28 protein-coding genes are annotated in these 24,532 nt (G+C 67.5%); 23 read left to right on the top strand and 5 right to left on the bottom strand.

The window, feature by feature from the left end:
* Positions 1 to 92 precede the first annotated feature (92 nt).
* The 10 genes from ABD231_RS03100 to ABD231_RS03055 all read left to right on the top strand — a co-directional run bounded on the left by ABD231_RS03100 (position 93) and on the right by ABD231_RS03055 (position 6,201).
* Positions 93 to 1,127, top strand: coding sequence for a LacI family DNA-binding transcriptional regulator (locus ABD231_RS03100; RefSeq protein WP_344144903.1), 1,035 nt, complete (start codon positions 93 to 95; stop codon positions 1,125 to 1,127).
* Positions 1,128 to 1,140: 13 nt separating this feature from the next.
* Positions 1,141 to 1,350 (top strand): hypothetical protein, encoded by a 210-nt coding sequence (locus ABD231_RS03095; protein ID WP_344144901.1) that lies wholly within the window; start codon positions 1,141 to 1,143, stop codon positions 1,348 to 1,350.
* A 38-nt stretch (positions 1,351 to 1,388) separates the two neighbouring features.
* Positions 1,389 to 1,733 (top strand): hypothetical protein, encoded by a 345-nt coding sequence (locus ABD231_RS03090; protein WP_132404359.1) that lies wholly within the window; start codon positions 1,389 to 1,391, stop codon positions 1,731 to 1,733.
* Positions 1,734 to 1,820: 87 nt separating this feature from the next.
* Complete coding sequence (locus ABD231_RS03085) at positions 1,821 to 2,195, top strand: hypothetical protein (protein ID WP_344144898.1); 375 nt, start codon at positions 1,821 to 1,823, stop codon at positions 2,193 to 2,195.
* Positions 2,192 to 2,620, top strand: coding sequence for a hypothetical protein (locus ABD231_RS03080; protein WP_344144896.1), 429 nt, complete (start codon positions 2,192 to 2,194; stop codon positions 2,618 to 2,620). Before ABD231_RS03085 ends, ABD231_RS03080 begins: the two co-directional genes overlap by 4 nt.
* Positions 2,617 to 4,119, top strand: a complete 1,503-nt coding sequence (locus ABD231_RS03075) for a multicopper oxidase family protein (RefSeq protein ID WP_344144894.1) — start codon at positions 2,617 to 2,619, stop codon at positions 4,117 to 4,119. Before ABD231_RS03080 ends, ABD231_RS03075 begins: the two co-directional genes overlap by 4 nt.
* Positions 4,120 to 4,196: 77 nt before the next feature.
* Positions 4,197 to 4,535, top strand: a complete 339-nt coding sequence (locus ABD231_RS03070; RefSeq protein ID WP_132404371.1) for an ArsR/SmtB family transcription factor — start codon at positions 4,197 to 4,199, stop codon at positions 4,533 to 4,535.
* Entirely contained in the window at positions 4,532 to 5,002 is a 471-nt protein-coding gene (locus ABD231_RS03065) for an SRPBCC domain-containing protein (protein WP_344144890.1), read from the top strand. The genes ABD231_RS03070 and ABD231_RS03065 overlap by 4 nt, the downstream gene beginning before the upstream one ends.
* 3 nt (positions 5,003 to 5,005) lie before the next feature.
* Positions 5,006 to 5,608, top strand: coding sequence for a dihydrofolate reductase family protein (locus ABD231_RS03060; RefSeq protein WP_344144888.1), 603 nt, complete (start codon positions 5,006 to 5,008; stop codon positions 5,606 to 5,608).
* A gap of 2 nt (positions 5,609 to 5,610) precedes the next feature.
* Entirely contained in the window at positions 5,611 to 6,201 is a 591-nt protein-coding gene (locus ABD231_RS03055; protein ID WP_344144886.1) for a dihydrofolate reductase family protein, read from the top strand.
* Here the strand turns inward: ABD231_RS03055 and ABD231_RS03050 are convergent.
* Positions 6,188 to 6,841, bottom strand: a complete 654-nt coding sequence (locus ABD231_RS03050) for a peptidyl-tRNA hydrolase (protein ID WP_344144884.1) — start codon at positions 6,839 to 6,841, stop codon at positions 6,188 to 6,190. The genes ABD231_RS03055 and ABD231_RS03050 overlap by 14 nt on opposite strands.
* Before the next feature lie 33 nt (positions 6,842 to 6,874).
* Here ABD231_RS03050 and ABD231_RS03045 point away from each other — a divergent pair, with 33 nt between their 5' ends.
* The 12 genes from ABD231_RS03045 (at position 6,875) to ABD231_RS02990 (ending at position 20,176) form a co-directional block, all read left to right on the top strand.
* A complete protein-coding gene (locus ABD231_RS03045; protein WP_344144882.1) occupies positions 6,875 to 7,666 on the top strand; it encodes a thymidylate synthase in 792 nt (263 codons plus the stop codon).
* Entirely contained in the window at positions 7,663 to 8,118 is a 456-nt protein-coding gene (locus tag ABD231_RS03040; protein ID WP_344144880.1) for a dihydrofolate reductase, read from the top strand. The genes ABD231_RS03045 and ABD231_RS03040 overlap by 4 nt, the downstream gene beginning before the upstream one ends.
* Positions 8,119 to 8,245: 127 nt before the next feature.
* On the top strand, positions 8,246 to 9,538 hold the full coding sequence (locus ABD231_RS03035) for a toxic anion resistance protein (protein ID WP_344144878.1): 1,293 nt from the start codon (positions 8,246 to 8,248) through the stop codon (positions 9,536 to 9,538).
* A gap of 26 nt (positions 9,539 to 9,564) precedes the next feature.
* Positions 9,565 to 10,137, top strand: a complete 573-nt coding sequence (locus ABD231_RS03030; RefSeq protein WP_344144876.1) for a hypothetical protein — start codon at positions 9,565 to 9,567, stop codon at positions 10,135 to 10,137.
* Positions 10,134 to 11,471 (top strand): AAA family ATPase, encoded by a 1,338-nt coding sequence (locus tag ABD231_RS03025; RefSeq protein ID WP_344144874.1) that lies wholly within the window; start codon positions 10,134 to 10,136, stop codon positions 11,469 to 11,471. Before ABD231_RS03030 ends, ABD231_RS03025 begins: the two co-directional genes overlap by 4 nt.
* Complete coding sequence (locus ABD231_RS03020) at positions 11,468 to 12,772, top strand: hypothetical protein (protein WP_344144872.1); 1,305 nt, start codon at positions 11,468 to 11,470, stop codon at positions 12,770 to 12,772. The genes ABD231_RS03025 and ABD231_RS03020 overlap by 4 nt, the downstream gene beginning before the upstream one ends.
* Positions 12,769 to 13,725, top strand: a complete 957-nt coding sequence (locus ABD231_RS03015; protein ID WP_344144871.1) for a glutamate ABC transporter substrate-binding protein — start codon at positions 12,769 to 12,771, stop codon at positions 13,723 to 13,725. The genes ABD231_RS03020 and ABD231_RS03015 overlap by 4 nt, the downstream gene beginning before the upstream one ends.
* On the top strand, positions 13,722 to 14,846 hold the full coding sequence (locus ABD231_RS03010) for a hypothetical protein (protein ID WP_344144869.1): 1,125 nt from the start codon (positions 13,722 to 13,724) through the stop codon (positions 14,844 to 14,846). The genes ABD231_RS03015 and ABD231_RS03010 overlap by 4 nt, the downstream gene beginning before the upstream one ends.
* Complete coding sequence (locus ABD231_RS03005; RefSeq protein ID WP_344144868.1) at positions 14,843 to 17,119, top strand: serine/threonine-protein kinase; 2,277 nt, start codon at positions 14,843 to 14,845, stop codon at positions 17,117 to 17,119. Before ABD231_RS03010 ends, ABD231_RS03005 begins: the two co-directional genes overlap by 4 nt.
* The gene (locus ABD231_RS03000; protein ID WP_344144867.1) at positions 17,104 to 18,165 is read left to right on the top strand and encodes a PP2C family protein-serine/threonine phosphatase; all 1,062 of its coding nucleotides are present in this window, start codon (positions 17,104 to 17,106) and stop codon (positions 18,163 to 18,165) included. Before ABD231_RS03005 ends, ABD231_RS03000 begins: the two co-directional genes overlap by 16 nt.
* Before the next feature lie 14 nt (positions 18,166 to 18,179).
* The gene (locus ABD231_RS02995) at positions 18,180 to 19,463 is read left to right on the top strand and encodes a vWA domain-containing protein (RefSeq protein WP_344144864.1); all 1,284 of its coding nucleotides are present in this window, start codon (positions 18,180 to 18,182) and stop codon (positions 19,461 to 19,463) included.
* Positions 19,460 to 20,176: an FHA domain-containing protein gene (locus tag ABD231_RS02990; protein WP_344144862.1), complete on the top strand. Its 717-nt coding sequence runs from the start codon at positions 19,460 to 19,462 to the stop codon at positions 20,174 to 20,176. Before ABD231_RS02995 ends, ABD231_RS02990 begins: the two co-directional genes overlap by 4 nt.
* A gap of 2 nt (positions 20,177 to 20,178) precedes the next feature.
* Here ABD231_RS02990 and ABD231_RS02985 read toward each other — a convergent pair whose 3' ends face one another.
* Positions 20,179 to 20,616 carry a hypothetical protein gene (locus tag ABD231_RS02985; protein WP_344144860.1) on the bottom strand — a complete coding sequence of 146 codons (438 nt, stop codon included), beginning with the start codon at positions 20,614 to 20,616 and terminating at the stop codon, positions 20,179 to 20,181.
* Positions 20,617 to 20,654: 38 nt separating this feature from the next.
* Positions 20,655 to 21,593: a GNAT family N-acetyltransferase gene (locus tag ABD231_RS02980; protein ID WP_344144858.1), complete on the bottom strand. Its 939-nt coding sequence runs from the start codon at positions 21,591 to 21,593 to the stop codon at positions 20,655 to 20,657.
* Between the two features lie 215 nt (positions 21,594 to 21,808).
* Here ABD231_RS02980 and ABD231_RS02975 point away from each other — a divergent pair, with 215 nt between their 5' ends.
* The gene (locus ABD231_RS02975; RefSeq protein ID WP_344144856.1) at positions 21,809 to 22,168 is read left to right on the top strand and encodes a guanyl-specific ribonuclease; all 360 of its coding nucleotides are present in this window, start codon (positions 21,809 to 21,811) and stop codon (positions 22,166 to 22,168) included.
* A 62-nt stretch (positions 22,169 to 22,230) separates the two neighbouring features.
* Here ABD231_RS02975 and groL read toward each other — a convergent pair whose 3' ends face one another.
* Positions 22,231 to 23,856 (bottom strand): chaperonin GroEL, encoded by a 1,626-nt coding sequence (groL, locus tag ABD231_RS02970; RefSeq protein WP_344144854.1) that lies wholly within the window; start codon positions 23,854 to 23,856, stop codon positions 22,231 to 22,233.
* Positions 23,857 to 24,072: 216 nt separating this feature from the next.
* Positions 24,073 to 24,447 carry a Rid family hydrolase gene (locus tag ABD231_RS02965; protein ID WP_344144852.1) on the bottom strand — a complete coding sequence of 125 codons (375 nt, stop codon included), beginning with the start codon at positions 24,445 to 24,447 and terminating at the stop codon, positions 24,073 to 24,075.
* Between the last annotated feature and the right edge of the window lie 85 nt (positions 24,448 to 24,532).

Raw genomic sequence — 24,532 nt, 5'->3', positions numbered from 1 at the left:
GTCCGTCGAGCTGGCTGTTGCGCTCTCGTACGACCTTCTGTATCGTTTTTCTAGATCGATTTAGAAGAACGATACAGAAGGTGGGTGCCGAGATGTCCGGAGTGACGCTGAAGACCGTGGCCAAGGCCGTGGGCGTCTCGCCGTCGACGGTGTCGAACGCCTACAACAAGCCCGACCAGCTCTCCGCAGCGCTGCGCGACCGGATCCTGGCCACCGCTCGCGAGCTGGGGTACGCCGGACCTGACGCATCCGCGCGGGCCCTGCGCAGCGGCAAGGCCGGCGCGATCGGGGTGCTGTTCACCGACAAGCTGTCGTACGCGTTCTCGGACCCGTTCGCGGTCGGCTTCCTGGCCGGACTGGCCGAGGTCGCCGAGGAGTTCCGCACCAGCCTGCTGCTGATGCCGCTCAGCTCGACCGACATCGACAACGGCAGCGCGGTCCAGCAGGCAGCGATCGACGGTGCAGCGATCTTCTGCGTGCCGCACGGCCATCCGGCACTGGAGATTCTGGCCGCTCGCGGGATCCCCGCGGTCTCCACCGACAAGCGTGACTTCACGGAGGACTGGGTCGCCATCGACGAGTTCGAAGCGGCCACCCCGATGGGCGAGCACCTGGCCCGGCTGGGGCACCGCGACCTCGTCGTACTGGTCGACAAGGCCGAGCTGACCGGCGGACGGGTCGTGGAGCTGGACTGGGACGAGATCGGGTGCACCGACTGCGAGCTGCGCATCCAGGGCATGCTCAAGGCCATGCCGGACGCGCACGTCCGCCTGGTGTCCGGCGGGCACAACGCCTTCAGCTCCGGACAGGCCGGTGCCAGCTGGGTGCTCGACTCCCAGGACCGGCCGACCGCGATCGTCGGGCTGAGCGACGTACAGGCGCTCGGTGCAATGGAGGCGATGCGGGTGCGCGGGCTGGTCCCCGGACGGGACCTGACCGTGACCGGCTTCGACGACATCCCCGCTGCCGAGCCGGCCGGACTCACCACCATCCGCCAGCCCATCAAGGACAAAGGGCGCCGCGTGGGCCGGGTTCTCCTGGACCCCACGACCACTGAACGCCAAGTGCGGCTGGACACCGAACTGATCGTCCGCTCGAGCAGCGGACCCGCACCGAAGACGCTCTGAGGAAGGAGCAACCATGACGTACTTCATCGCTGGAAACACCGCCGTCGAGAACTCTCGCGCACTGTCGCAGTCAGCGCTTCCGAACGCTCCGCAGGAGCCGTACGAGGAGCCGACGCGCCGGATCGCCGCACTCCGCACCCGCCTCGGCGCAGCTCTGCGCACTGCGGCTGCCCGCGAGCTCCGGCTCGCGGACCGCCTCGACCCCAGCCCTAGCTGCCGCTGACTGGGGATTGTCGGTGCCGTCTGGCACTCTGAAGGACGATGAGTGAGCCAGGGGTATTACTGACCGCGCGAGCCATGGTCCTGCACGACCTGGCCGCGCGGGGCTTCAACGACGCTGTCATGGTCACAGTGGTCGAGGACGCGGTCGCCGAGCGGCAGTGGTGGCTCGACCAGTGGCCTGACGGTGCGGAACACATCGCAGGCCTGGTCGCCCAGGACGTGCAGGACCGGCTGGTCGATTCCCGCATCCGCTGGCCGCGTTGCACCGCCTGCGATGACCTGAACGATCACGAGCTCCGGATCGAGCCGGAGCTCGGCCCCGACCCGCACTGGGTCTGCGAGCGCGCCGGAATCACCGTCGCGCCGCTCGGCCACCTCACGTAAAAGACCGCAACCCCGGCTCCCAGGAGAGCTCTGTCCGGGTAATACCTGATTGCTCTACATGTAGCCAGACTACTATTGTCTGGCTACATGAGATGGTTGGGGGTTCTACGAGGGGTCGCGGTACTGCACGCGGCGGCGGTTTGCGTGCAGCCGATCGCGATCGGCATCTACCTGAACGGCGCGACAACCGGACTGAAGGTGCATGAGCCGGTCGGCCTGGCGGTGAGCTTCATCGGGGTCGCACAGCTGGTGGTGGCGCTCATTCACTGGCGGCTGGGCGGTCGCGGCGTGGCCGCACTGGTTTCCGCACTGATCCTGTTCGGCGAGAGCGTGCAGATCGGGATGGGGTACTCCAAGCAGCTCGCGATCCACATCCCGCTGGGCATCGCTCTGATCGGTACGTCGGTCTGCTTCGCCGCGTGGCTGTGTCGTCGCACTGTCCGGACGGCGGTCGCCGCATGACACTCACAGTCCAGCCGCAGCGACGAGTCCGCCGTCCCAAGGTGTCGCTCTGGTCGCTGCGCATCATCCTGCTGCTCCACGCGGCCCTGGTCTGCGCACAGCCGATCCTGGCCGGATACTTCCTGGCCGGCGAGAACGACGCGATGGAAGTGCACGGCCCGATCGGTTCGACAGTCTGGATGGCCGGCTTCCTGCAGGTGGTGATCGCAGGCTTCTACTGGCTCGGTGGCGGTGGACGCCCGTGGCCGCTGCTGTGGTCCGCACTGCTCGTCGTGGCGGAGTTCGTCCAGCTCACCTTCGGCTACCTGCAGAACTTCGCCGTCCACGTCCCACTCGGTACGGCGATCGTCGCCGTCGTCATTTGGATGACCATCTGGTCGTTCCGTCCGGCCGCACGTCGCGGCCGCCAGGAGGTCAAGCAGTGAAGCTGTCCCGGCGCACCCTGCTCGCAGCCACCGGAGCTGCCGTCACCCTGACCGGCTGCGGGCTGGACTCATCCCCCGCACAGTCCGGTGAACTCCTGCGCAGCAAGGCGAAACTCCCCGAGCCATTCACCGTCCCACTGCCCATTCCGCCAGTGAAGCAGCCCACCTCGCCCGGCCGGTACCGCGTCGTACAGCGCAAGGCCAGCTTGGAGATCCTGCCCGGCCTCAAGACCGAGGTGCTCGGGTACGACGGCCTGTTCCCCGGCCCGACGTTTGATGTGCGGAGTGGCCAGACCACTGTGGTCGAGCAGGTGAACGAACTCGACGTACCGACCGCCCTGCATCTCCATGGCGGTCACACGCCCGCTGCGAGCGATGGCTGGCCGCTGGACCTGCTGATGCCGGCAGGTGGTCACCACGACCACTCCGGTCACCACACCATGCAGGGCGGTGATGTGAAGACCGGGAGCCGCACGTACACCTTTCCGAACACGCAGCGCGCGGCCACGCTCTGGTACCACGACCACCGGATGGACTACACCGCACCACAGGTCTACCGCGGACTGTTCGGTCTGCATCTGATTCGCGACGAGGAGGAGGACCGCCTCCCGCTGCCGCATGGCGACCGTGAGATCCCACTGGTGATCGCGGACCGCGCCTTCGCCGAGGACGGCTCGTTCATCTATCCGGCCGCCAAAGGCCGCCCCGGAGTCGAATCGGCTTATATGGAAGGCGTTGTGGCCGATGTGACGCTGGTGAACGGCGCACCGTGGCCAGTGCACGAGGTGGACGCAGTCCGCTACCGCCTCCGAATTCTGAACGCGGCCAACGCGCGCCGGTACGAACTGGGCTTCGACCGCGGTCCGGCGAAGTTCGTGCAGATCGGTAGCGATGGCGGACTACTCGGTGCACCGGTCGAGCACGAGACGCTGGTGGTCGCACCGGCTGAGCGATTCGACGTGATCGTGGACTTCTCGGCGTACAAGCCCGGTGACGAAGTCACTGTGGTCAATCGACTCGACAACAACGCGCCAGTGCTGCGCTTCAAGGTCACCCGGCGCGCGAGCGACGACAGCAGCATCCCGGCGAAGCTCTCGACGTACGCCGTCATCGAGGCGCCCAAAGGCATCGTCAAACGCCAGTGGCGCTTCCGCCGCGGCAGCGTCGGCGGTCACCACGGCTGGACGATCAACGGCAAGGCCTTCGACCCGGTGAACATGCAGGCGCAGGTGAAGCTCGACCAGTACGAGATCTGGTCGTTCGTCACCGACGTCCACCACCCGGTACACGTCCACCTCGCGCCGTTCCAGGTCCTCAGCCGCCGCGGCCGTGAACCCGGCCCGTACGACGCCGGCTGGAAGGACACTGTGGATGTGCGGCCGGCCGAGGTAGTCGAGGTGCTGGTCAAGTTCACCGCCCACAAGGGCAAGTACCTGATCCACTGCCACAACCTCGAGCACGAGGACATGGCGATGATGGCGGCCTTCGAAACGATCTGACTCCTCAGGGCTTGACGCCGGGCGCAGCCTCTCCCTATATTCAACACATCGGTTGATCAAGGGAATGGTTGATAAAGATGTCGGTTGATGACGGACAGCTCGATCGGGCCTTCGCCGCACTCGGCGACCCGGTACGGCGGGCGATGATCGCGCGGCTCTCGCGCGGTCCGGCCACCGTCAACGAGCTGGCCGAGCCGTTCCCGATCACCACCCAGGCGGTGTCGCGGCACATCCAGGTGCTCGAGGCCGCCGGGCTGATCACCCGGACCAGGGACGGCCAGCGCCGCCCCTGCCACCTGGTGCCGGCCACGCTCGAAGCACTGACCAGCTGGATCGACGAGTACCGGCTGGAGACCGAACGCCGCTTCCGCCGGATGGACGCGGTCCTCAACGCCATGAAGGAGCAGGAGCAATGAACGCCACCACCATCAACACCCCCGCCGGTACGCCGTTCGTCGAGGTCACCCGGGAGTTCGACGCCACCCCGGCCCAGCTGTTCAAGGTGATGACCAGCAAGGACCTGCTGGGCGAGTGGCTCGGCCCGCGCGATCTGGAGGCCGACATCCAGGAGTACGACGTCCGCCCGGGCGGGAAGTACCGCTACGTGCACCGCGACGCGAACGGCGAGTACGCGTTCCGCGGCGTCTTCCACAACGTCGAGCAGGACAAGCTGATCATCCAGACCTTCGAGTGGGAGGGCGCACCGGACCAGGTGTGCATCGAGAAGCTCACCCTGGAGCCGACCGAGACCGGCGTCCGGCTGCACCAGCAGTCCGTGTTCCCGTCCGTCGAGGCCCGGGACATGTCGGTCGAGTACGGCATGGCCGACGGCATCAACGACTCCATGGACCGCCTCGCTGAGCTGGTCGCCAAGGAAGGCTGACCGATGAGCCAGGTCGTGGTCGACATCTCGGTGTCACTGGACGGCTACGTCACCGGACCCAACGTCGGTCTCGACAACGGGCTCGGTGACGGCGGCGAGGCCCTGCACTACTGGGTCTTCCAGGGCACCGCTGCGGACACCGCCGTACTGGATGCCGCCTTCGAGGCCACCGGCGCGGTAGTCCAGGGCCGGAACCTCTTCGACATCATCGACGGGCCACAGGGCTGGAACGACGAGCTGGGGTACGGCGCGAAGCCGACCGGCGAGGTGAACCCGCCGATCTTCGTGGTCACCCACTCCGCACCCGAGAACACGCGTCTGGGCGACCGGTTCCGTTTCGTCGACAGTCCGGCCGAGGCGATCCGCCAGGCGCTGGCAGCGGCCGGCGAGAAGGACGTGTACGTCATGGGCGGCGGACAGGTGTGCCACCAGGTGCTCACGGCCGGACTGGCCGACGTACTGCGGTTGCACGTGGCACCCGTCGTACTGGGCGCCGGCACGCGCCTCTTCCCGGCGGAGGCCGCAACCGGATTCACCCTCGAGCTGGCCGACGCCGTGTCGACTCCGGCCGCCCAGCACCTCACCTACTCGATTGTGAAGGCTTAGTCATGGGAAGCGTGATCGCATCCGCTGTCGTGTCACTCGACGGTTTCGTGGCGGATCTGGAGGACGGGGTCGGGCCGCTGTTCGACTGGTACGGCAACGGACCGGTCCAGGTGTACGGCACCGACCCCGGCCGCCCCTTCCAGGTCAGCCAGGCCAGTGCCGACTACATGAACGAAACCTGGCCCAACATCAGCGCCTGCATCATCGGCCGCCGCCTCTTCGACATCACCAACGGCTGGAACGGCGTCCCCGCAGTCGGCGACCATGTCTTCGTCGTCACCCACGAGCCCCCCACCGACTGGCCCTTCCCCGACGCCCCCTTCACCTTCGTGAACGGCATCGAAGAAGCAGTCGCCCAAGCCAAGACCCACTCCGGCGACCGCGACATCTCCATCACCGGCGGCAACCTCACCGGCCAAGCCCTGGCAGCCGGCCTGGTCGACGAGATCGCCTACAACCTCGCCCCCGTCGTCCTAGGCACCGGCCGCAAGTTCTTCGGCGACTACGCCGGCGCTCAGGTCCTCCTGGACAACCCCCGCGTCATCGAAGGCGACCGCGTAACCCACCTGCACTACAAGGTCACCAAGTCCTGAGGTCCGGGTGTTCCGCGATGACTGTGCGGGAGCCGGGGTCAATTTCGGTGAAGCCGGCGTCTTGGACTACGGGGAAGGTGGTTTGGAGCAGCTGGGTCCAGTGGGCTCGGCCTGCGGTCCGCACCGCCAGGGGGAAGTTAGAAGCGGCCCACTCCTTGCGGTGGTGCGGTGAGAGCGCCAGCCAGGCCAGGTGGGCGCCATGGCCTACTTGGGCCATGGTTTTGCCGCTGGACATGTGCAGGGCTGGATTGATCCAGAGGACTGGGGTTTGGGGATGCGGTACGGCGGGGGGTTCGGGCTGGTCGAAGTCGGTGCCGGTGACTTGCAGTTTGGCGAGGTCCTTGGGGACGTCGCCCAGGGGGACGGGTGGGAAGACACGGAGCTCGGCGGTGCCGTGGGTGACGGTGATGCCGGGGAGGGCTTCGGCTCGGTGCCATTCGGCGCCCCGGGCGCGGCGGACGACTTTGCGGATGCGGTGGTCCTGCCAGGCGGTCATGGCGTCGGCCCACTCGCCCTCGCCGGTGGAGCGGTCGTCGGCGAGGATCGCCAGTACGGCGTGTGCCGCGGCCTCCAGGGCGTCGGTCTGCTCCGGGCGGGCGGTTTTCTCGACGCGAATGACCAGAGTCAGTACGTGCTCCACGGACGCGAGTCTGTCAGGGAGTAGGTTGGCCGCATGCAGCAGTACCTGGATCTTCTGAGGCACCTGTTGGACAACGGAGCTCAGAAGGGGGACCGCACCGGGACCGGCACGCTGAGTGTGTTCGGGTACCAGTCGCGGTATGACCTCCGTGCGGGCTTTCCGGCGGTCACTACCAAGAAGCTGCACCTGCGGTCGGTGATCGGGGAGCTGATCTGGTTCCTCAGCGGCTCGACGAACATCAAGTGGCTGCACGAGAACAACATCTCGATCTGGGACGAGTGGGCCGACGCGGACGGCGAGCTGGGGCCGGTCTACGGCTACCAGTGGCGCTCCTGGCCGACTCCGGACGGCCGGCAGGTCGACCAGATCGCCGGGCTGATCGAGGGGATCAAGAAGAACCCCGACTCGCGCCGGCACATCGTCAACGCGTGGAACGTCGCGGACGTCGACAACATGGCGCTACCGCCGTGTCACACGATGTTCCAGTTCTACGTGGCCGACGGGCGGCTGTCCTGCCAGCTGTACCAGCGGTCGGCCGACATCTTCCTCGGTGTGCCGTTCAACATCGCGTCGTACGCGCTGCTGACCCACATGGTCGCGCAGCAGACCGGGCTGGAGGTCGGCGACTTCGTCCACACCCTCGGCGACGCACACCTGTACCTGAACCACCTCGACCAGGCCCGCCTGCAGCTCACCCGTGAGCCCCGGCCGCTGCCGACGCTCCAGCTCGCACACCGCGACTCGATCGACTCCTACGAGATCGCCGACGTCGAACTGGTCGGCTACGACCCGCACCCGGGTATCAAGGCGCCCATCGCGGTATGAGCATCGTCCTGATCGCCGCAGTCGGGGCGAATGGTGTCATCGGGCGTGACAACGACCTGCCGTGGCGGATCCGCGAGGACCTGCAGCACTTCAAGCAGTTGACGCTCGGACACACGCTGGTGATGGGCCGCAAGACCTATGACTCGATCGGCCGGCCACTCCCCGGCCGCCGTACCGTCGTCGTGACCCGGCAACCGGACTGGGCGGCTGACGGCGTACAGGTCGTTCACACCCTCGAAGAGGCACTCAAAGAGGACGGCGACCTCTACGTGGCCGGCGGCGGTGAGATCTACCGCCAGGCGTTCCCGTACGCCGACCGCCTGGAGCTGACCGAGGTCGACCAGTCCCCCGATGGCGACGTCACGTTCCCCGCGTTCGACGCTTCGGACTGGACCGAAACCGCCCGTGACCCCCACGACGGTTTCAGCTTCGTCAGCTACCGACGTAGCTGAGCAGGCAACGACTACACAACGACACCACCAAGTCGGCCGGGAACCGCGTAGATTGTGTGCGCGTCACGGAGGTGACAGCACGCGGGGGTGGGGGACGCCTCGCGCAGGCCACCGGAGGGGAACGACGATGACCGAAGCCGATAACACCGCCGGAGCAGCAGGAACCGGGCAGCCGGGTGCTGCGGCCCAAGGAGCCGCGCAGCAGGCGATGTCGCCGCTGCAGCCGCCGACCGCGACCGCTCCCGGGCTGATACTGACCGCTCCGCCACCATCACAGGCAGTAGCGACGACGGCTGCCCCGAGCCTGGCTCCGGCGGTCGACGCGGCCGCACTGCCCGGGCTGGACGCGAAGGTCGACACCTTCCTCAGTGCGCTGATGGTGGCCGAGCCACGCTCCCCTGAGTTCGCTGCCAAGGCCAGTGACGTGCGCAGCATGGGTGACCTCGACATCCGCAACGCCGCCGAGAGTTCGAACCGGTTGCTGCAGCAGCCGGTCAAGGCGCTGCAGAGCGGCGGTCTGTCGGAGGGGTCGACGGTCGGCAAGACGCTGCTCGACCTGCGCCGTACCGTCGAGGACCTGGACCCCAAGGGCGCCACCGGTACCCGGAAGCTGCTCGGGATGATCCCGTTCGGCGACAAGATCGAGGACTACTTCCGCAAGTACCAGAGCGCGCAGACGCACCTCGAGGGGATCCTGCACTCGTTGCGGAACGGCCAGGACGAGCTGGGCAAGGACAACGCCGCGCTCAACCTGGAGAAGCAGAACCTCTGGGACGCCATGACCCGGCTGAACCAGTACGTGTACGTCGCCGAGCGCCTCGACGCCCGGCTGTCCGCAGCGATCGCGGAACTGGACGCGACCAACCCGGACAAGGCGAAGGCCTTCCGCGAGGACGTGCTGTTCTACGTCCGGCAGAAGCACCAGGACCTGCTCACCCAGCTCGCCGTGTCGATCCAGAACTACCTGGCCATCGACATCGTGATCAAGAACAACATCGAGCTGATCAAGGGTGTCGACCGCGCCTCCACGACCACCGTCTCGGCACTCCGTACGGCGGTCATCGTGGCGCAGGCGCTGGGCAACCAGAAGCTCGTGCTGGACCAGATCACCGCGCTGAACACCACCACCAGCGGCATGATCGAGCGCACCTCGCAGATGCTGCGCGACAACTCGGTGGCGATCCAGCAGCAGGCGGCGTCGGCCACCATCGGGCTGCCGCAGCTGCAGGCCGCGTTCGCGAACATCTACGCGACCATGGACGCGATCGACACGTTCAAGTCCGAGGCACTCGACAACATGGCGGCCACGATCGGCACGCTGGAGTCCGAGGTGACCAAGTCCCGCAGCTACCTGGACCGGGTGGCCGGACAGAACCAGCAGGTCGTCCACGGCAGCCTCGACATCAACATCGGTCGCTGACTCCACACCACTAGCAGGGGACGGGCATGGCTCTGGGGGACTTCTTCGCGCGACTGACTGGTCGCCAGCAGGAGCCCGAGCCTGCCCCGGGACCCCGGGCACCGACGAACGACGACCTGCTCGCGGCACTGGTCCGGGTCGAGGAGCTGATCGCACAGGGCGCCGTACCGGCTGTGGTGGCGTCCCGGGTGAACAGAGTCGTCCGGATCGTGCGGGAGACGATTCCGCGGCTGGGCAACCTGGCCGGCAGTGCGCAGGCGTACTCCGTGATGGCCACGGCTACCGACTACCTGCCGGAGGCCATCGGCGGGTACCTGCGGTTGCCACGTCAGTGGGCCGACACTCGCCCGGTGGATCGCGGCAAGACCTCACTGATGATCCTGATCGACCAACTGGACCTGCTCGGGGCCACGATGGACAAGGTGTTCGACGCGGTGAACCGGGCGGATGCGGCAGCTCTGATTGCCCATGGCCGGTTCCTGCAGGAGAAGTTCGGCACCGGCTCCACCGGCGGAGGCTTGGCCCTCGGTCCGACGGCATCCACACCACCGCCTGACACAGGACCACTACAACCACCACCAGGACGAGGGGGAGCATGAGCGGCGAGGGGGGATTGTCACTGCAGCAGGCGCTGGCAGCGCTGCTGGAGGTCGCCGTGCGTGCCGGAGTCGAGGAGAACCGCGCCCGCACCGAAGCGCTGTCACTCGCCGCCGCTCTGGCCGAGTCAGCGCCCGGTGCGCCGACAGACTGGGCCAAAGCCTTCCCGGGGGCAACCACGCAGGATTTCTTCGACGCCGCCGTGCGCGGACGACGCTGGCGGGGCGCACCAACCGCCGTACTGACTGAGCTGGTCACCGCTGGCTCACCAGAGAAGATCCCGTACGCCGAAGCTCTGGCTGAGCTCGCATCTGCGTCGTGCACGTTGGGTGAGCCGACCATGCGCGTTGTCGGCAACGCATCTGTCGCTGCGGCTGCTCAGTTGCAGGCGGCTGGTGCCCGACCGCTCCAGGTGGCATCCACTCCGACACCTGCTGCTGCAGTTGCTGTCGAACAGAAGCCCGAGGAGCCGGCCAAGACGGTCGACGAGTTGCTGGCTGAGTTGGACGAGCTGACCGGGCTTGAGCGAGTCAAACGCGAGGTGCACCGACAGGTCGCCGTACTGCGGGTGGAGAAGTTGCGGACCGAAGCAGGGCTGAAGAGCCCGACCATCACGCGGCACCTGGTCTTCGTGGGCAATCCGGGGACCGGCAAGACCACAGTGGCCCGGCTGGTCAGTGGGATCTACAAAGCACTCGGCCTGCTCTCCAAAGGACAGCTGGTCGAGGTGGACCGCTCTGAGCTCGTCGCCGGGTACCTGGGCCAGACAGCGACAAAGACCGCTGAGGTGGTCGCGTCAGCCGCCGGTGGGGTGCTCTTCATCGACGAGGCGTACAGCCTGACCGCTGGTGACCTGGGAGCCGACCAGTACGGGCGTGAGGCCGTGGACACGCTGGTGAAGGAGATGGAGGACCGGCGGGACGACCTGGTCGTCATCGTCGCCGGATACCCCGAGCCGATGGCTGTCTTCATCGCCGCGAACCCCGGACTGGCCAGTCGCTTCCGCACCACGATCGCCTTCGATGACTACAGCGACGAAGAGCTCACCGACATCCTCACCGGCTTGTGCGAAGGCGCCGACTACGAGCTGGTGCCGGAGGCGCTGGAGCGGTTCCGGCACATCCTCACCGAGACCCCACGCGGCCAGTCCTTCGGCAACGGCCGCTTCGCCCGCAACACCCTCGAAGCCGCCATCGGCCGGCACGCCTGGCGGCTTCGCGACGTGACGGCACCTACGACCGACCAGCTGCGTCAGATCCTCGCCGAGGACCTCAGCGACGACCCCGTGGCGTCCGCCGACCCGACAGACCCTGTCGAGCAAGGAGAAGAGGCGTGACCCAGACACAGAGTGCGCCGCCCGCGACCTGGTCGCCGCCGACGCCACAGCAGACCGCAGCACTCCAAAGCCCCGGTACGCCGGCGCCGCGTGGTGCCGTCGCGCAGTGGTTCGAAGGCACCCCGGGGCGGATGCGCGCCTTCCTCGTGCTCGCGGCCGCGATCAGTGTCGTCTTCGGACTGTGCGCTGCGCAGGGCTTCAACGACTCCGATGGCGCACTGCAACGGGCTGAAGCGAACGCAGCACAGCTGGTGCGGATCCAGGCGATCCACACCAACCTGGTCAGCGCCAACGCCGACGCCACGAACGCCTTCCTGGTCGGCGGCCTGGAGCCGGCTCAACAGCGCCAGCACTTCGTCGACTCCATGGCTAGCGCCGCCCGTCTGGTGGCGGAAGCCGCCAGCGCGCAGGCGGCCGACCGTGACGCCTTGGGGCAGCTGAACACCACGCTGGTCACGTACCAGGGTCTGATCGAGCAGGCGCGAGCCAACAACCGCCAGGGGCTGCCGATTGGCTCGCAGTACCTGCGCGACGCGAACGCGACCCTGCAGAACGACTCCCTGCCGCTGGTGAAGGCCCTGGTGGCTGCCAATGAGAAGCGCGTCGACACCGAGTTCGACGGAGTCAGCGTCGGCGTCTGGTGGGTGTTCGTCAGTGGACTGCTCGCTCTGCTCGTCCTGTTCTTCACTCTGCGCTGGCTGGCGCGTAAAACACACCGCTACCTCAACATGCCGATCCTGGTCGGCGCCGTCATCGTCCTGCTCACCACCTTCATCGGTGGCTTCGCACTGATCTCCGGATCAAGTTCAGCGACCAACACCCGTGACGGCGACTACGCCTCCACGCTGGCACTGTCGAGAGCCCGCATCGCGGCGTACGACGCCCGCTCGAACGAGAGCCTGACGCTCATCGCCCGTGGTTCCGGCACGGCGTACGACGAGGCCTACAACGCGTCGGCGAAGGTGGTCGACGAACAACTCGGGAAGATCTCCGGGGGCACGGCCGGGTCCGCCCTGTGGAGCACTTACCAGCAGTCCCACGCCGACGTCCGGAAGAAGGACACGGACGGCAACTGGGACGCCGCCGTCAAGGTCGCCACCAAGACCTCCGTGGACGCGTTCGGCGCCTTCGACCAGGCAACGGCGAGGGAACTGGAGAACACGAGCAGCGGGGTCAGCTCCGAGCTGAAGGACGCGCGGGATGGATTGCCGCCGATCGGGTGGCTGGGGCTGCCGATCGGGATCCTGGTGGCGCTGCTGATCGCCTGGGGAATGTCGCAGCGACTGGGGGAATACCGATGAAGAAACTGATCGCCGCCTCGGCCGCCGTGCTCATGACAGTCACCGCCTGCGGTTCAGGCACGTACGACGCAACCGAGCTGCCCCCAAAGCCGCAGCCGAAGGTACAACCAGCCGCTCCCCCGGCGACGCAGCCGAACTGCGGGAACCCGCTGGCGTCGTACACGCCGGAAGGCCCGATGCCGCAGCCCGGCGCGATGCCAGCCGGCTCTTACATGGCGAAGATCCAGAGCAACAAGCGCCTGGTCGCGGGAGTGTCCGCGGACAGCCTCCACCTTGGTGCCCGGAACCCGGTCAGTGGTCAGATCGAGGGCTTCGACATCGACATGATCAAGGCGGTCGCGAAGGCGATCTTCGGCAACGAGAACGCGGTCGAGCTGCGGGTGATCTCCAGCCCGCAGCGGATCCCCGTGCTGAAGGAGCAGAAGGTTGACATCGTCGCTCGGAACATGACGATCAACTGCGCCCGGTGGAAGGAGATCGCCTTCTCCGCCGAGTACTACCGATCGGGTCAGAAGACCCTCGTGCCGCTGGACTCCACCGCGAAGAGTGTGAAGGACCTGAACGACAAGACGATCTGTGCTCCGGCAGGTTCGACCAGCTTGGACAACCTGAAGAAGCAGAACCCGAGGGTCATTCCGATCACCGCGGACACCGACACCGGATGCCTGGTGCTGTTCCAGTCTGGCAAGGCGTATGGCATCAGCGGAGACGACACGGTCCTTGCCGGTGACGCCGCTCAGGACCCGTACGCGAAGGTGCTGGCCGAGCGGTTCAGCGACGAGCCGTACGGACTGGGCATGTCGAGGAAACACCCGGAGTTCGTGCAATTCGTGAACCAGGTGCTCGAGCAGATGAAGGCCGATGGGCGGTGGATGGAGTCGTACAACAAGTGGCTCGCTCCTGATCTCGGCGAGCTGAAGGCACCGCCGGCTCCTGTGTACGGACGCAAATGACGGTTCGGACGCCTACTGCGGCGGCCCCCGCGCCTCCCGGGCGGATGGGGAGCAGTGTTCCGGCGAGCGAACTGCTGTCGTTCCTCGGGGAGCTCGGGACGTGGCGGGACCAGCGGAAGGCTGAGCTTGAGGAGTTGGATCAGGCGGCGCTCCACTCGCCGGATTCGGATGCTTTGAGTGCTGATGTTGTGCTCAGTATGGCGGTGTGGAAGGCGGTTTCGGATCGGTACGAGCTGATTCTGGTGACGTGGGATTCGGGGCGGGTCGGGCCGACCGAGACCGAGCGGATCTCGACGTTGATCTGGGGTGGGCTGGATACCGGGAGTGCCGGTGGGTCGCTCGCGGTTTCGTTGCCTGAGGCATGCAAGTTGTCGGATGCGCTGGCTTCCAGTTTGCGGGCCAAGCTGGCGTTGGAGCCGGGGGATGCCGACCGGGCCGCGAAACTGCGGCAGTTGCGGGCTCAGGTGGAGCGGATCGGGGATCTGGTCAAGCTGGAGCCGGCGAATGTTCGGAACGCGGCGCTGGCCGAGCATCACGATCTGGATCGCCGGCTGACAGACCTTGCCGACCGCAACAAGCGGGGTGCGGATATCGGCGGTTTGATCGGGCCGTTCGAGATCGACGCGGCGCGGGCCGAGCGCGACCTGATTGTCGGTGCCGCTACTCGCAAAGAGCGGGCGGCCGACGTAGCGCGCGCACGGTCGCTACGGAGCGAGCTGGAAGCGCAGGGGACGGCGGTGCGGGCGCTGGCTGACAAGGCGGTTGCTGCGGTGACACCGGCCCCGCGGCTCGCCGTACCGGATGTCACTGCGCTCGGACCTGTGCCGAATACCCCGGCTGAGCTGGAGAGGTACCTGACCCGATTGGACGCCGTACGGCGGGCGCTCGGGCAGGCGCAGGCTGCGTATGGCGCGGCTGTGGCGCGGCGGGACGAGTTGGCGGCGCTCCTGGATGCGTATCAGGTGAAGGCGGGGCTGATGGCCCCGAACAACGAAGACCTTGCGGAGTTGTACCGGCGTGGCCGTGCGGTGATGGAGTCGGAGCCGGTGGACAGTGTCCGGCTCGCTGCGCTCGTCACGGCGTACCAGGCCTACCTGGAGAGCACAGGAGGGACCAGATGACGACCACTATCGCCTGCACGCAGCCTGGCTGCACGGGCACCATCATGGACGGGTACTGCGACGTGTGCGGCTCGCCTGCACCCGCTGGTGCGGTCAGCCCGTCTGCGGTCGCCGGTGCGCCCGATGTGATCGCACCTGACGAGGCTGACCCGATCAGCTCGCCGTCGACGGTATCCCGCGCGTCGAACCGTCTCGCGTCCACACCGCTCGGCTCTGCCCGCGCTGCGGCCGCAGGTTCGAAGCTGACGCGCCGACTCGGTACGTCGTCCACCCGCCTGCGTGGTGCGCGGCTGGGTGCCGGTCTGACCCATGTACCGACGATTCCGCCGATCGACGCGAGCAAGGCGATCCTGGCGAACCCCATGGTGCCGGAGGACCGCCGGAACTGTCCCAGCTGTGGCAACCCGGTCGGCCGGTCACGGGACGGGCAGCCGGGGCGCACCGAGGGCTTCTGTCCGAAGTGCCGCAACCCCTTCTCGTTCTCGCCGAAGCTGAAGGACGGTGACCTGGTCGGTGGCCAGTACCTGGTCCGAGGCTGCCTGGCGCACGGTGGCTTCGGCTGGATCTACATGGCCCAGGACCAGAACGTCTCGAACCGCTGGGTCGTCCTGAAGGGCCTGCTGAACTCAGAGGACCCGGACGCCGTCGCGGCCGCGATCGCCGAGCAGCAGTTCCTCGCTCGGGTCGAGCACCCGTTGATCGTCGAGATCTACAACTTCGTCACGCACGAAGGCGCCGGCTACATCGTGATGGAGTACGTCGGCGGCACCTCGCTGAAGACGCTGCTCAAGCAGCGGATGGCGGCCAACAACAACCAGTACGACGCCCTGCCGATCGACCAGGCCATTGCGTACCTGCTGGAGATCCTGCCCGCGTTCTCGTACCTGCACGACCTCGGGCTGGTCTACTGCGACTTCAAGCCGGACAACATCATCCAGGTCGGTGACGCGGTCAAGCTGATCGACCTCGGTGGTGTCCGGCGGATCGACGACCTGGACTCGGCCATCTACGGAACGGTCGGTTTCCAGGCGCCTGAGGTGGCTGAGGTCGGTCCGTCGATCGCCTCGGACATCTACACCCTCGGCCGGACGCTGTGTGTGCTGGCGATGGAGTTCCGCGGGTACCAGTCCCGCTATGTCACGTCGCTGCCGCCGGTGGGCGAAGTACCGCTGTTCCAGAAGTACGACTCGGTCTACCGGCTCCTGCTCAAGGCGTGTGCCAAGGACCCGGCGGACCGCTTCCAGACTGCTGACGAGTTCCGCGTGCAACTGCTCGGCGTACTGCGTGAGGTCGTTGCGGACAAGCAGGGCATCAAGGCTGCCCAGCACTCCGCATCGTCGTTGCTGTTCGGTACGCCGGGTGACAAGTCGCTCGGACTCGGTGATGCGGCCGCACCGTGGCAGCGGCTGCCTTCACTGATCGCGGACGACAGCGACAAGATGGCCGGCTGGTTGAAGACCGTCAGCGTGCCGGATCCGCTCAAGCGGCTCGAGCTGCTGGTGGACGCGCCCGAGCCGTCACTGCAGATCCTGCTGGAGATTGCCGAGACCTCTCTCGAGGTGGGGCCGGACCGCTACGACATGGTCGACACTGCGGTGGCGGACCTGCTCGCAGCCGACCCCTGGGAGTGGCGGGCGGTCTGGATGGCCGGACTGGTCGCACTGGCCCGGGGCGACGCGGCTGCGGCCCAGTCCGCGTTCAACGCTGTCTACGGCCAGGTGCCGGGTGAGCTGGCGCCCAAACTGGCGCTGGCGATCGCCTGTGAGCTCAGCAGCGAGTTCGACGTTGCCGAGGGCCTCTACCAGACCTGTGCGCGCACGGACGCCAACTACATCGCACCGTCAGCCTTCGGGCTGGCGTCGATCCGGACCCACCGCGGCGACCTGGACGGAGCGCTGGGCGCACTGGACCTGGTACCGCGAACCAGCGGCGCGTATGTGCGCGCTCGCCGCCAACGAGCCGGTCTACTGGCAGGATCGGGGCGTGGCCTGGATGCGCTCGCCCAGGCGATGGACAGCATCGAGTCGCTGACCATCGACCCGGTCGATCGGGCCAACCTGGCAGCGAGCGTGTTCCGGAACGCACTGGACGAGGTACGGCAGTCCGGTCCGCAGGAGGGTCTGCGGATCGACGGCCGGGAGGCGACCGAGCCGGCCCTGCGGGACGGGCTCGAAGCCACCTACCGGCAACTGGCCGACCAGGCCGAGAGCCGGCCGGAACGGATCGCCCTGGTCGACCTGGCCAACGAGGTTCGAGGATGGACGTTGCGATGACGAGTACGACCGACACGGTCTGCCCCACCTGTGGTGGCCATGTGTCCACGGCCGACCGCTTCTGCGAGGCGTGCGGCGCCGAGCTCAAGCCCGGCGAGCTGGCCCCCGCCGCGGCCGCTCTGGACACCGACACCGAGCCGACCGTCGAGATCCACGCGCTGCCACCAGCCGGGCCTTGTACGTCGTGCGGTGGCACGGTCGGCGCGGACGGGTACTGCGAGACCTGTGGGACCAAGGCGGCCAAGCCGCGGGACCACTTCAGCGAGCAGCCGGCGCCGTGGGTGGCTGGTGTGTGTGACCGGGGTATCCGGCACAGCCGCAACGAGGACGCGATGGCGATCGCCGCCGACGCGGAGCAGGGCAGCCGCGCGCTGCTGGTCGTCTGTGACGGCGTGAGCTCGTCACTCGACTCCGACGTCGCCTCACTGGCTGGCGCGCGCGCCGCACGCGACGTACTGACTGCTGGGCATGCACAGGGCATCGGCACCGAGTCGTCGCGCAGCGGTGCGATCGTGGCCCGGCTGACCGCTGCGGCTGATGCCGCGAGTGACGCCGTACTGGCGAACACCAGCCCCGACAGCCCGAACCCGGCGTCCTGCACGTTCGTGGCCGCCGTACTGGAGGACGGGCTGCTGGTGGCGGGGAACGTGGGCGACAGCCGGGCGTACTGGTTCCCGGACACGTCCGAGGCCGTCGCACTGACTGTGGACGACTCCTGGGCCGCTGAGCTGATCGCCACCGGTATCTCTCGTGCGGAGGCCGAGTCCGGTCCGCACGCGCATGCGATCACCCGCTGGCTGGGCAAGGACGCACCGGACCACACACCTCGTACGACGACTGTCCGGGTGACCGAGCCGGGCTGGGTCATGGTCTGTTCGGACGGACTGTGGAACTACTGCTCCGAGGCGGCACCGTTGGGCGAGCTCGTCCGTCAGACCGCTGCGGCCAACGGTGGCGACCCGCTCGCCACGGCATCCGCGCTGGTCGACTGGGCGAACGCCCAGGGCGGCCAGGACAACATCACCGTCACGCTTGCGCGTGTTTAAGGGGAGGACCCGAGATGGCAGACTTCACCGCCGCTGTTTACCAGAACGAGTTCCTGCCTGACGGCGGTACCGACGTGCACGCGATCGTCACCGTGAACTGCACCGGTGCCGGTGCCGGTGCGGCCGGCCAGTCCGGTGCCGGTGACGCGGGCGAGATCATCATCGTCGACACCTCCGGTTCGATGGGCAAGGAAGGCGTCCAGGCGGCCGCGTTCGCCGCGCAGACCGCACTCGACCAGATCCTCGACGGAGTCTGGTTCGCGGTCATCTCCGGTAACGACCGCGCCCAGCTGGCGTTCCCGCCGTCCGCGGAGCCGGTGATGGTCAAGATGGACCCGTACACCCGGCAGGCAGCCAAGGACGCCGTCTCCCGCTTCTACGCCGACGGTGGCACCGCCATGGGCACCTGGCTGCGGCTGGCCGGGCGGGTCTTCGCCACCGTCCCGTCGCTGTCGCAGAAGCACGCGATCCTGCTGACCGACGGCGAGAACCAGCACGAGACGCCGGAGGCGCTGACCCAGGCGATCAAGGCCGTCACCGGCCAGTTCCAGTGCGACACCCGCGGTGTCGGCGTGGCCTGGCAGGTCGACGAGGTACGTCGGATCGCCCAGGCGCTGCTCGGTACTGTCGACATCATCCCGGCACCGAACCAGCTCGCGGCCGAGTTCTCCAAGCTGATCCAGAACGCGATGAGCCGTGGTGTCGCCCAGGCCGACCTGCGCGTCTGGGCACCACAGGGCGCCGAGGTGCTGTTCGTCCGCCAGGTGGCTCCGACGGTCGAGGACCTGACCTCTCGCCGTACGTCGATCAACCCACTGACCGGTTCGTACCCGACCGGGTCGTGGGGCGACGAGTCCCGTGACTACCACGTGTCGATCCGGCTGGCTGCGAAGGGCGTCGGCCAGGAGCAGCTGGCTGCCCGCGTGCAGCTGACCATCGGTGACAACGTGGTTGCCCAGGGCCTGGTGAAGGCGCTGTGGTCGGCCGACGAGGCCCTGACCACGCGGATCAGCCCTGAGGTCGCCCACTACACCGGGCAGACCGAGCTGGCCGAGGCGATCCAGGACGGCCTGGCCGCGAAGGCCGCGGGTGACACGGCCACGGCGACCACCAAGCTGGGCCGTGCGGTCCAGCTGGCCGCCCAGACCGGCAACGAGGAGGCCACCACGCGGCTGCGCAAGGTGGTCGACATCGACGACCAGGACACCGGTACCGTCCGGCTGAAGCGGACTGTCGAGAAGGCCGATGAGATGGCTCTCGACACCGCGTCCACCAAGACGACCCGGGTGAAGAAATGAGCACAGTGAACTGTCCGAGCGGACACCCGTCCGTCTCGACCGACTACTGCGATGTCTGCGGCCTCCCCATCGGTGCCGCGGCCACTCCGGTCGCCCCGCCCGCACCTGCGGTCGCTGCGCCCGGTCCCGCGGTAGCCACGCAGACCTGTCCGAACTGCTCGGAGTCGGCCGCTGCGGACGCGCTGTTCTGCGAGAGCTGCGGCTACGACTTCACCACCGGCACCATGCCTCGCCCCGCCTCATCACTCGACCTCTCGGCGACTCCGCCGACCGCACCGCCCGCACCGGCACCGGTGGTGGCCGAGTGGGTCGTCGAACGCTGGGTGGATCCCGACTGGTACGCCGTACAGCAGAGTGACGACCCGTGTCCGTCACCTGGCCTGCCAGTCGTGATCCCGGTGACCGAGAAGAGCGTTCTGGTCGGACGCCCGTCTCGCAGCCGCGGTATCGCTCCTGAGGTCGACTGTGGCGACGACACCGGTGTGAGCCGCCGCCAGGCCCAGCTCACCACTGACGGCCAGCGCTGGTGGGTCGAAGACCTCCAGTCCTCCAACGGCACCTACGTGGCTCCCGCAGCCGGCCCGCTGCCCGAGATCCCGATCCCGCCGGGCCAGCGCCAGGAGCTCAACTCCGACGACCGCATCTACGTCGGTGCCTGGACCCGCCTGGTCCTGCGCAAAGCCACTCCGGAAGAACAAGCCGGCCAGGCCTGAGGTCAACTGGCGGCGAGGTCTCGCATCCGGAAGCACAACCACTCGATCACCACGGTCCCCAGCACGACCGGTAGCAGCCAGGTCCACGACTGGTCGGGGACTGTGGTGATCAGAATGCCCGTCCACAAGGCGATCCAGGCACCGCCGTACCCGCGCAGCACTCCGCGGTACCAGAGGCCGCCTGGCGCCTCGGCAGCCCGTTGGCCGAGGTAGACGAACAGGTAGGTGGCCAGAGCGACCGGCCAGAAGAACCACAGCCGCTTCCAGTCGTACGGGACCATCACCAACGCACTCAGGCACGTCACCGCGATCACCCAGTGGTAGATCTCGCCGACCCAGTTCAGCCGGCGTCGGCGCAGCGTCACCACGATGGCCGGGATCCCGAGCAGTACTGCCAGGACCCCGGCCCCCACATGCACGATCAGTGCGAGATCTCGCACCGGAAACTCCCTGACATGTCAGGGAGCATAGGGCTGGCTCACGCCTCCGGGAAGGACAGAACCCGGCGTACGGCGAAGTTTCGGTAGCCGCCGCGTTCGAACGCCTTCGCCATCGGCACGTTGCCGAAATCGGTGTCGGCGCGGATCTGCTCGGCCCCGGTCTCGGCCAGCAGGTGGGTGATCTCGGCGAGCAGGTCGTCGATGTATCCGTTGCCGCGATGCTCGGGCAGGACGCCGAGGTAGCCGACGACCGGTCCGCCGTTGTTCTTCGACGGGATCGCGAACCCGATCAGTTTGCCTTCGGCGTCGTACCCGAACCGCCACCAGTCGCGATCGCCTACGAGCATGGTCTGGTACAGCTCGACCTCCTCACGGGCGGCCGCTTCGGCGCCGAGCCGGGCGATATCGCGAGCGGTCGCCGCATCCAGGCTGCCGGCGCTCACGCGCATGAACATGTCGACGAAGGCCTCGTCGTCGGCCCGCTCGAACCGCAGCCGGGTCGACCGCGGCGGCAGCCCGCTCTCCGCCAGCCACTCGTAGCGCAGTCGATCGGTGACCGCGGTCCAACCGGCCGCCGTACCAGCCTTCTGCCGTGGTTCGAGCGCTGCCACCACGCTGGCGTCGGACTCCCAATCGCCGTCGAGGAAGAAGTGGTACTCCGGCGGCTCGGCGTCGGACGGCCGGCTCTGCATGCCGTGCTTGATCAACTCGGTCCACACCGGAACCGGGTCGCCGTCACCCGCGTAGTACAGGCCGTCGATGCTGTACGGGTACGTGTCGTCGATGCCGCCCCACCAGATGGCCACGGCCTGGATGGCACCGTCCTCCTCGACGACCCAGCTCCAGTCGTGCCGGTAGTGGCCGATCTCGAGGTACTCGTTGAAGCGCTCGAGCGTGACGGTGTTGACCGTCGGCTGCTGCTCGATCAGGGTACGGATGGTGTCGAGGTCAGCCTCGACGGTGTTGCGAATACTCACAGTTCCTCCAGCAGGAGGCGCGCCGCTCCGCTCAGTGCGAGCTGTGATCGCGGGCAGGTCGCGCCGGAATACCGAACAAGGTGATCATCGGTCGCTCCTTCCGCTCGAGGCATCTTCTCGCCGGGCAGAACTCTAGGGCCGACCGAGGTCATAGTCCAACTGTTATTCATACCTGGGATGTGCGAGCGTTTCCCGGGCCGGGCAGCCTCCCAGCCATGAGAACCCTCATCACCGCCCTCGCCCTCACCGTCGCGACCACAGTCGCCCCCACCACGGCGCACGCCGCCATCCCGACCTGCGCGTTGAGTTCGCTGCCGTCGCAGGCCTCGGACACCCTCGACCTGATCCACTCCGGCGGCCCGTTCCCCTACCGCCAGGACGGGACCGTCTTCCAGAACCGGGAAGGCATCCTGCCGAGCCAGTCCAGCGGCTACTACCGCGAGTACACCGTCAAGACGCCCGGCTCCCCCGACCGCGGCGCGCGCCGCCTGATCGGTGGCGGCTCGCCGGTCACCAACCCGGCATACGTCTACTACACCGCCGACCACTACGCGTCGTTCTGCAAGGTGACCTAAATGCAGAAGCGGTCCCGGGCCGAAACCCGGGACCGCTCTTTGTCCTGCTGAACTTCAGTGGATCAGAAGTCCATGCCGCCCATGTCGGGCGCGCCACCCGGAGCGGCCGCAGCCTTCTCCGGCTTGTCGGCGATGACGGCCTCGGTGGTGAGGAACAGGGCCGCGATCGAGGCTGCGTTCTGCAGCGCCGAGCGCGTCACCTTGGCCGGGTCGATGATGCCGCTGGCGATCAGGTCGACGTACTCACCGGTCGCGGCGTTCAGACCGTGACCCGGCTCGAGGTTGCGAACCTTCTCCACCACGACGCCGCCCTCGAGGCCGGCGTTCACCGAGATCTGCTTCAGCGGGGCCTCGACCGCGGACCGCACGATCGCGGCACCGGTGGCCTCGTCACCCTCGAGCTCCAGCTTCTCGAACGCGACGACCGACGCCTGCAGCAGCGCGACGCCGCCACCGGCGACGATGCCCTCCTCGACGGCCGCCTTCGCGTTGCGAACGGCGTCCTCGATGCGGTGCTTGCGCTCCTTCAGCTCGACCTCGGTGGCCGCGCCGACCTTGATGACCGCAACCCCGCCGGCCAGCTTGGCCAGGCGCTCCTGCAGCTTCTCGCGGTCGTAGTCGGAGTCGGACTTCTCGATCTCGGCGCGGATCTGGTTGACCCGGCCACCGATCTGGTCCGCGTCACCCTCGCCCTCGACGATGGTCGTCTCGTCCTTGGTGACGACGATCTTGCGGGCCTGGCCGAGCAGCTCCAGGTCGACGGTGTCGAGCTTGAGGCCGACCTCCTCGGAGATGACCTCACCGCCGGTCAGCACCGCGATGTCGACCAGCATGGCCTTGCGGCGGTCACCGAAGCCCGGCGCCTTGACGGCGACGGCCTTGAAGGTGCCCTTGATCTTGTTGACGACCAGGGTCGCCAGCGCCTCACCCTCGATGTCCTCGGCGATGATGGCCAGCGGCTTGCCGGTCTGCATGACCTTCTCCAGCACCGGGACCAGGTCCTTGATGCTCGAGATCTTGCTGTTCACGATCAGGATGTACGGGTCGTCGAGGACCGCTTCCATCCGCTCGGTGTCGGTCACGAAGTAGGGCGAGATGTAGCCCTTGTCGAAGCGCATACCCTCGGTGAGCTCGAGCTCGAGGCCGAAGGTGTTGCTCTCCTCGACGGTGATGACGCCTTCCTTGCCGACCTTGTCCATCGCCTCGGCGATGATCGAGCCGACCTGGGTGTCGGCGGCCGAGATGGACGCCGTCGCCGCGATCTGCTCACGGGTCTCGACCGGCTTGGCCAGTGCCAGCAGCTGCTCGCTGATGGCCTCGGTCGCCTTCTCGATCCCCTTCTTCAGGCCCATCGGGTTGGCGCCGGCGGCCACGTTGCGCAGACCCTCGCGCACGAGCGCCTGGGCCAGCACGGTGGCGGTGGTGGTGCCGTCACCCGCGACGTCGTCGGTCTTCTTCGCGACCTCCTTGACGAGCTCGGCCCCGATCTTCTCGTACGGGTCCTCGAGCTCGATCTCCTTGGCGATCGAGACACCGTCGTTGGTGATCGTGGGGGCGCCCCACTTCTTCTCCAGGACGACGTTGCGGCCCTTCGGGCCGAGCGTCACCTTGACCGCGTCGGCGAGGGTGTTCATACCCCGCTCCAGGCCGCGGCGCGCCTCTTCATTGAACGAAATCAGCTTGGGCATTCTCCGCGAGTCCTCCCGCGTCGAGACTTTGGTGGTTCAGCCGGCCAGATGCCCGCGACGGACGGCACCGAAGTCGTGGCGCTCATGTCCCGCCCCGCTCCCGGCACCTCATCTGGGCCGTCTCAGTTCTTCACTCCGTGGGCACGAGCCTTATCACTCTCACCCATGGAGTGCTAACCAAGTATTAGCACTCGCCCCAAACGAGTGCAAGCCAGCTCAGACCCGCGCGGTGAAGGCGATCTCGATCAGGAGCTCCGGAAACGCCAGCCGGGTGGTCCCGACGATGGTGCTGGCCACCTGCGGATCAGGGCGCCCGTACGCCGCCTTGCGGACCGGACCGGCGTACGGGAACGCCTCGTCCATGTCGCGGACGTAGAGCGTCTCCTCGACCACGTTCGCCAGCGAGGCGCCGTACCGCTGGAGGAGCTCCTCGGCATTGGCGTAAGCCTGCCGCATCTGTGCCTCGATGCCCTCGAGGATCTCGGAACCGCGGTTGCCGACCTGGCCGGACAGGTAGATGGTGTCGCCCGACCGGATCGCCTGGACGTAGCCGTAGTCCTGCTCCCACGGCAGGCCGAAGTTCTCGATCACTGGTGCACTCCCTTTAGAAAGATTGATTTTCAACTAACCTAGGGAGGGCGGCCCGGCCGCGGCGATCGGCCGCAGTGCCAGGAAC

Origin of the sequence: Kribbella yunnanensis, from assembly GCF_039529655.1 — a bacterium.
GTDB lineage: Bacteria > Actinomycetota > Actinomycetes > Propionibacteriales > Kribbellaceae > Kribbella > Kribbella yunnanensis.
Note: the sequence above shows the minus strand (reverse complement) of the source record. Positions and strands in the feature narration are given on the sequence as shown.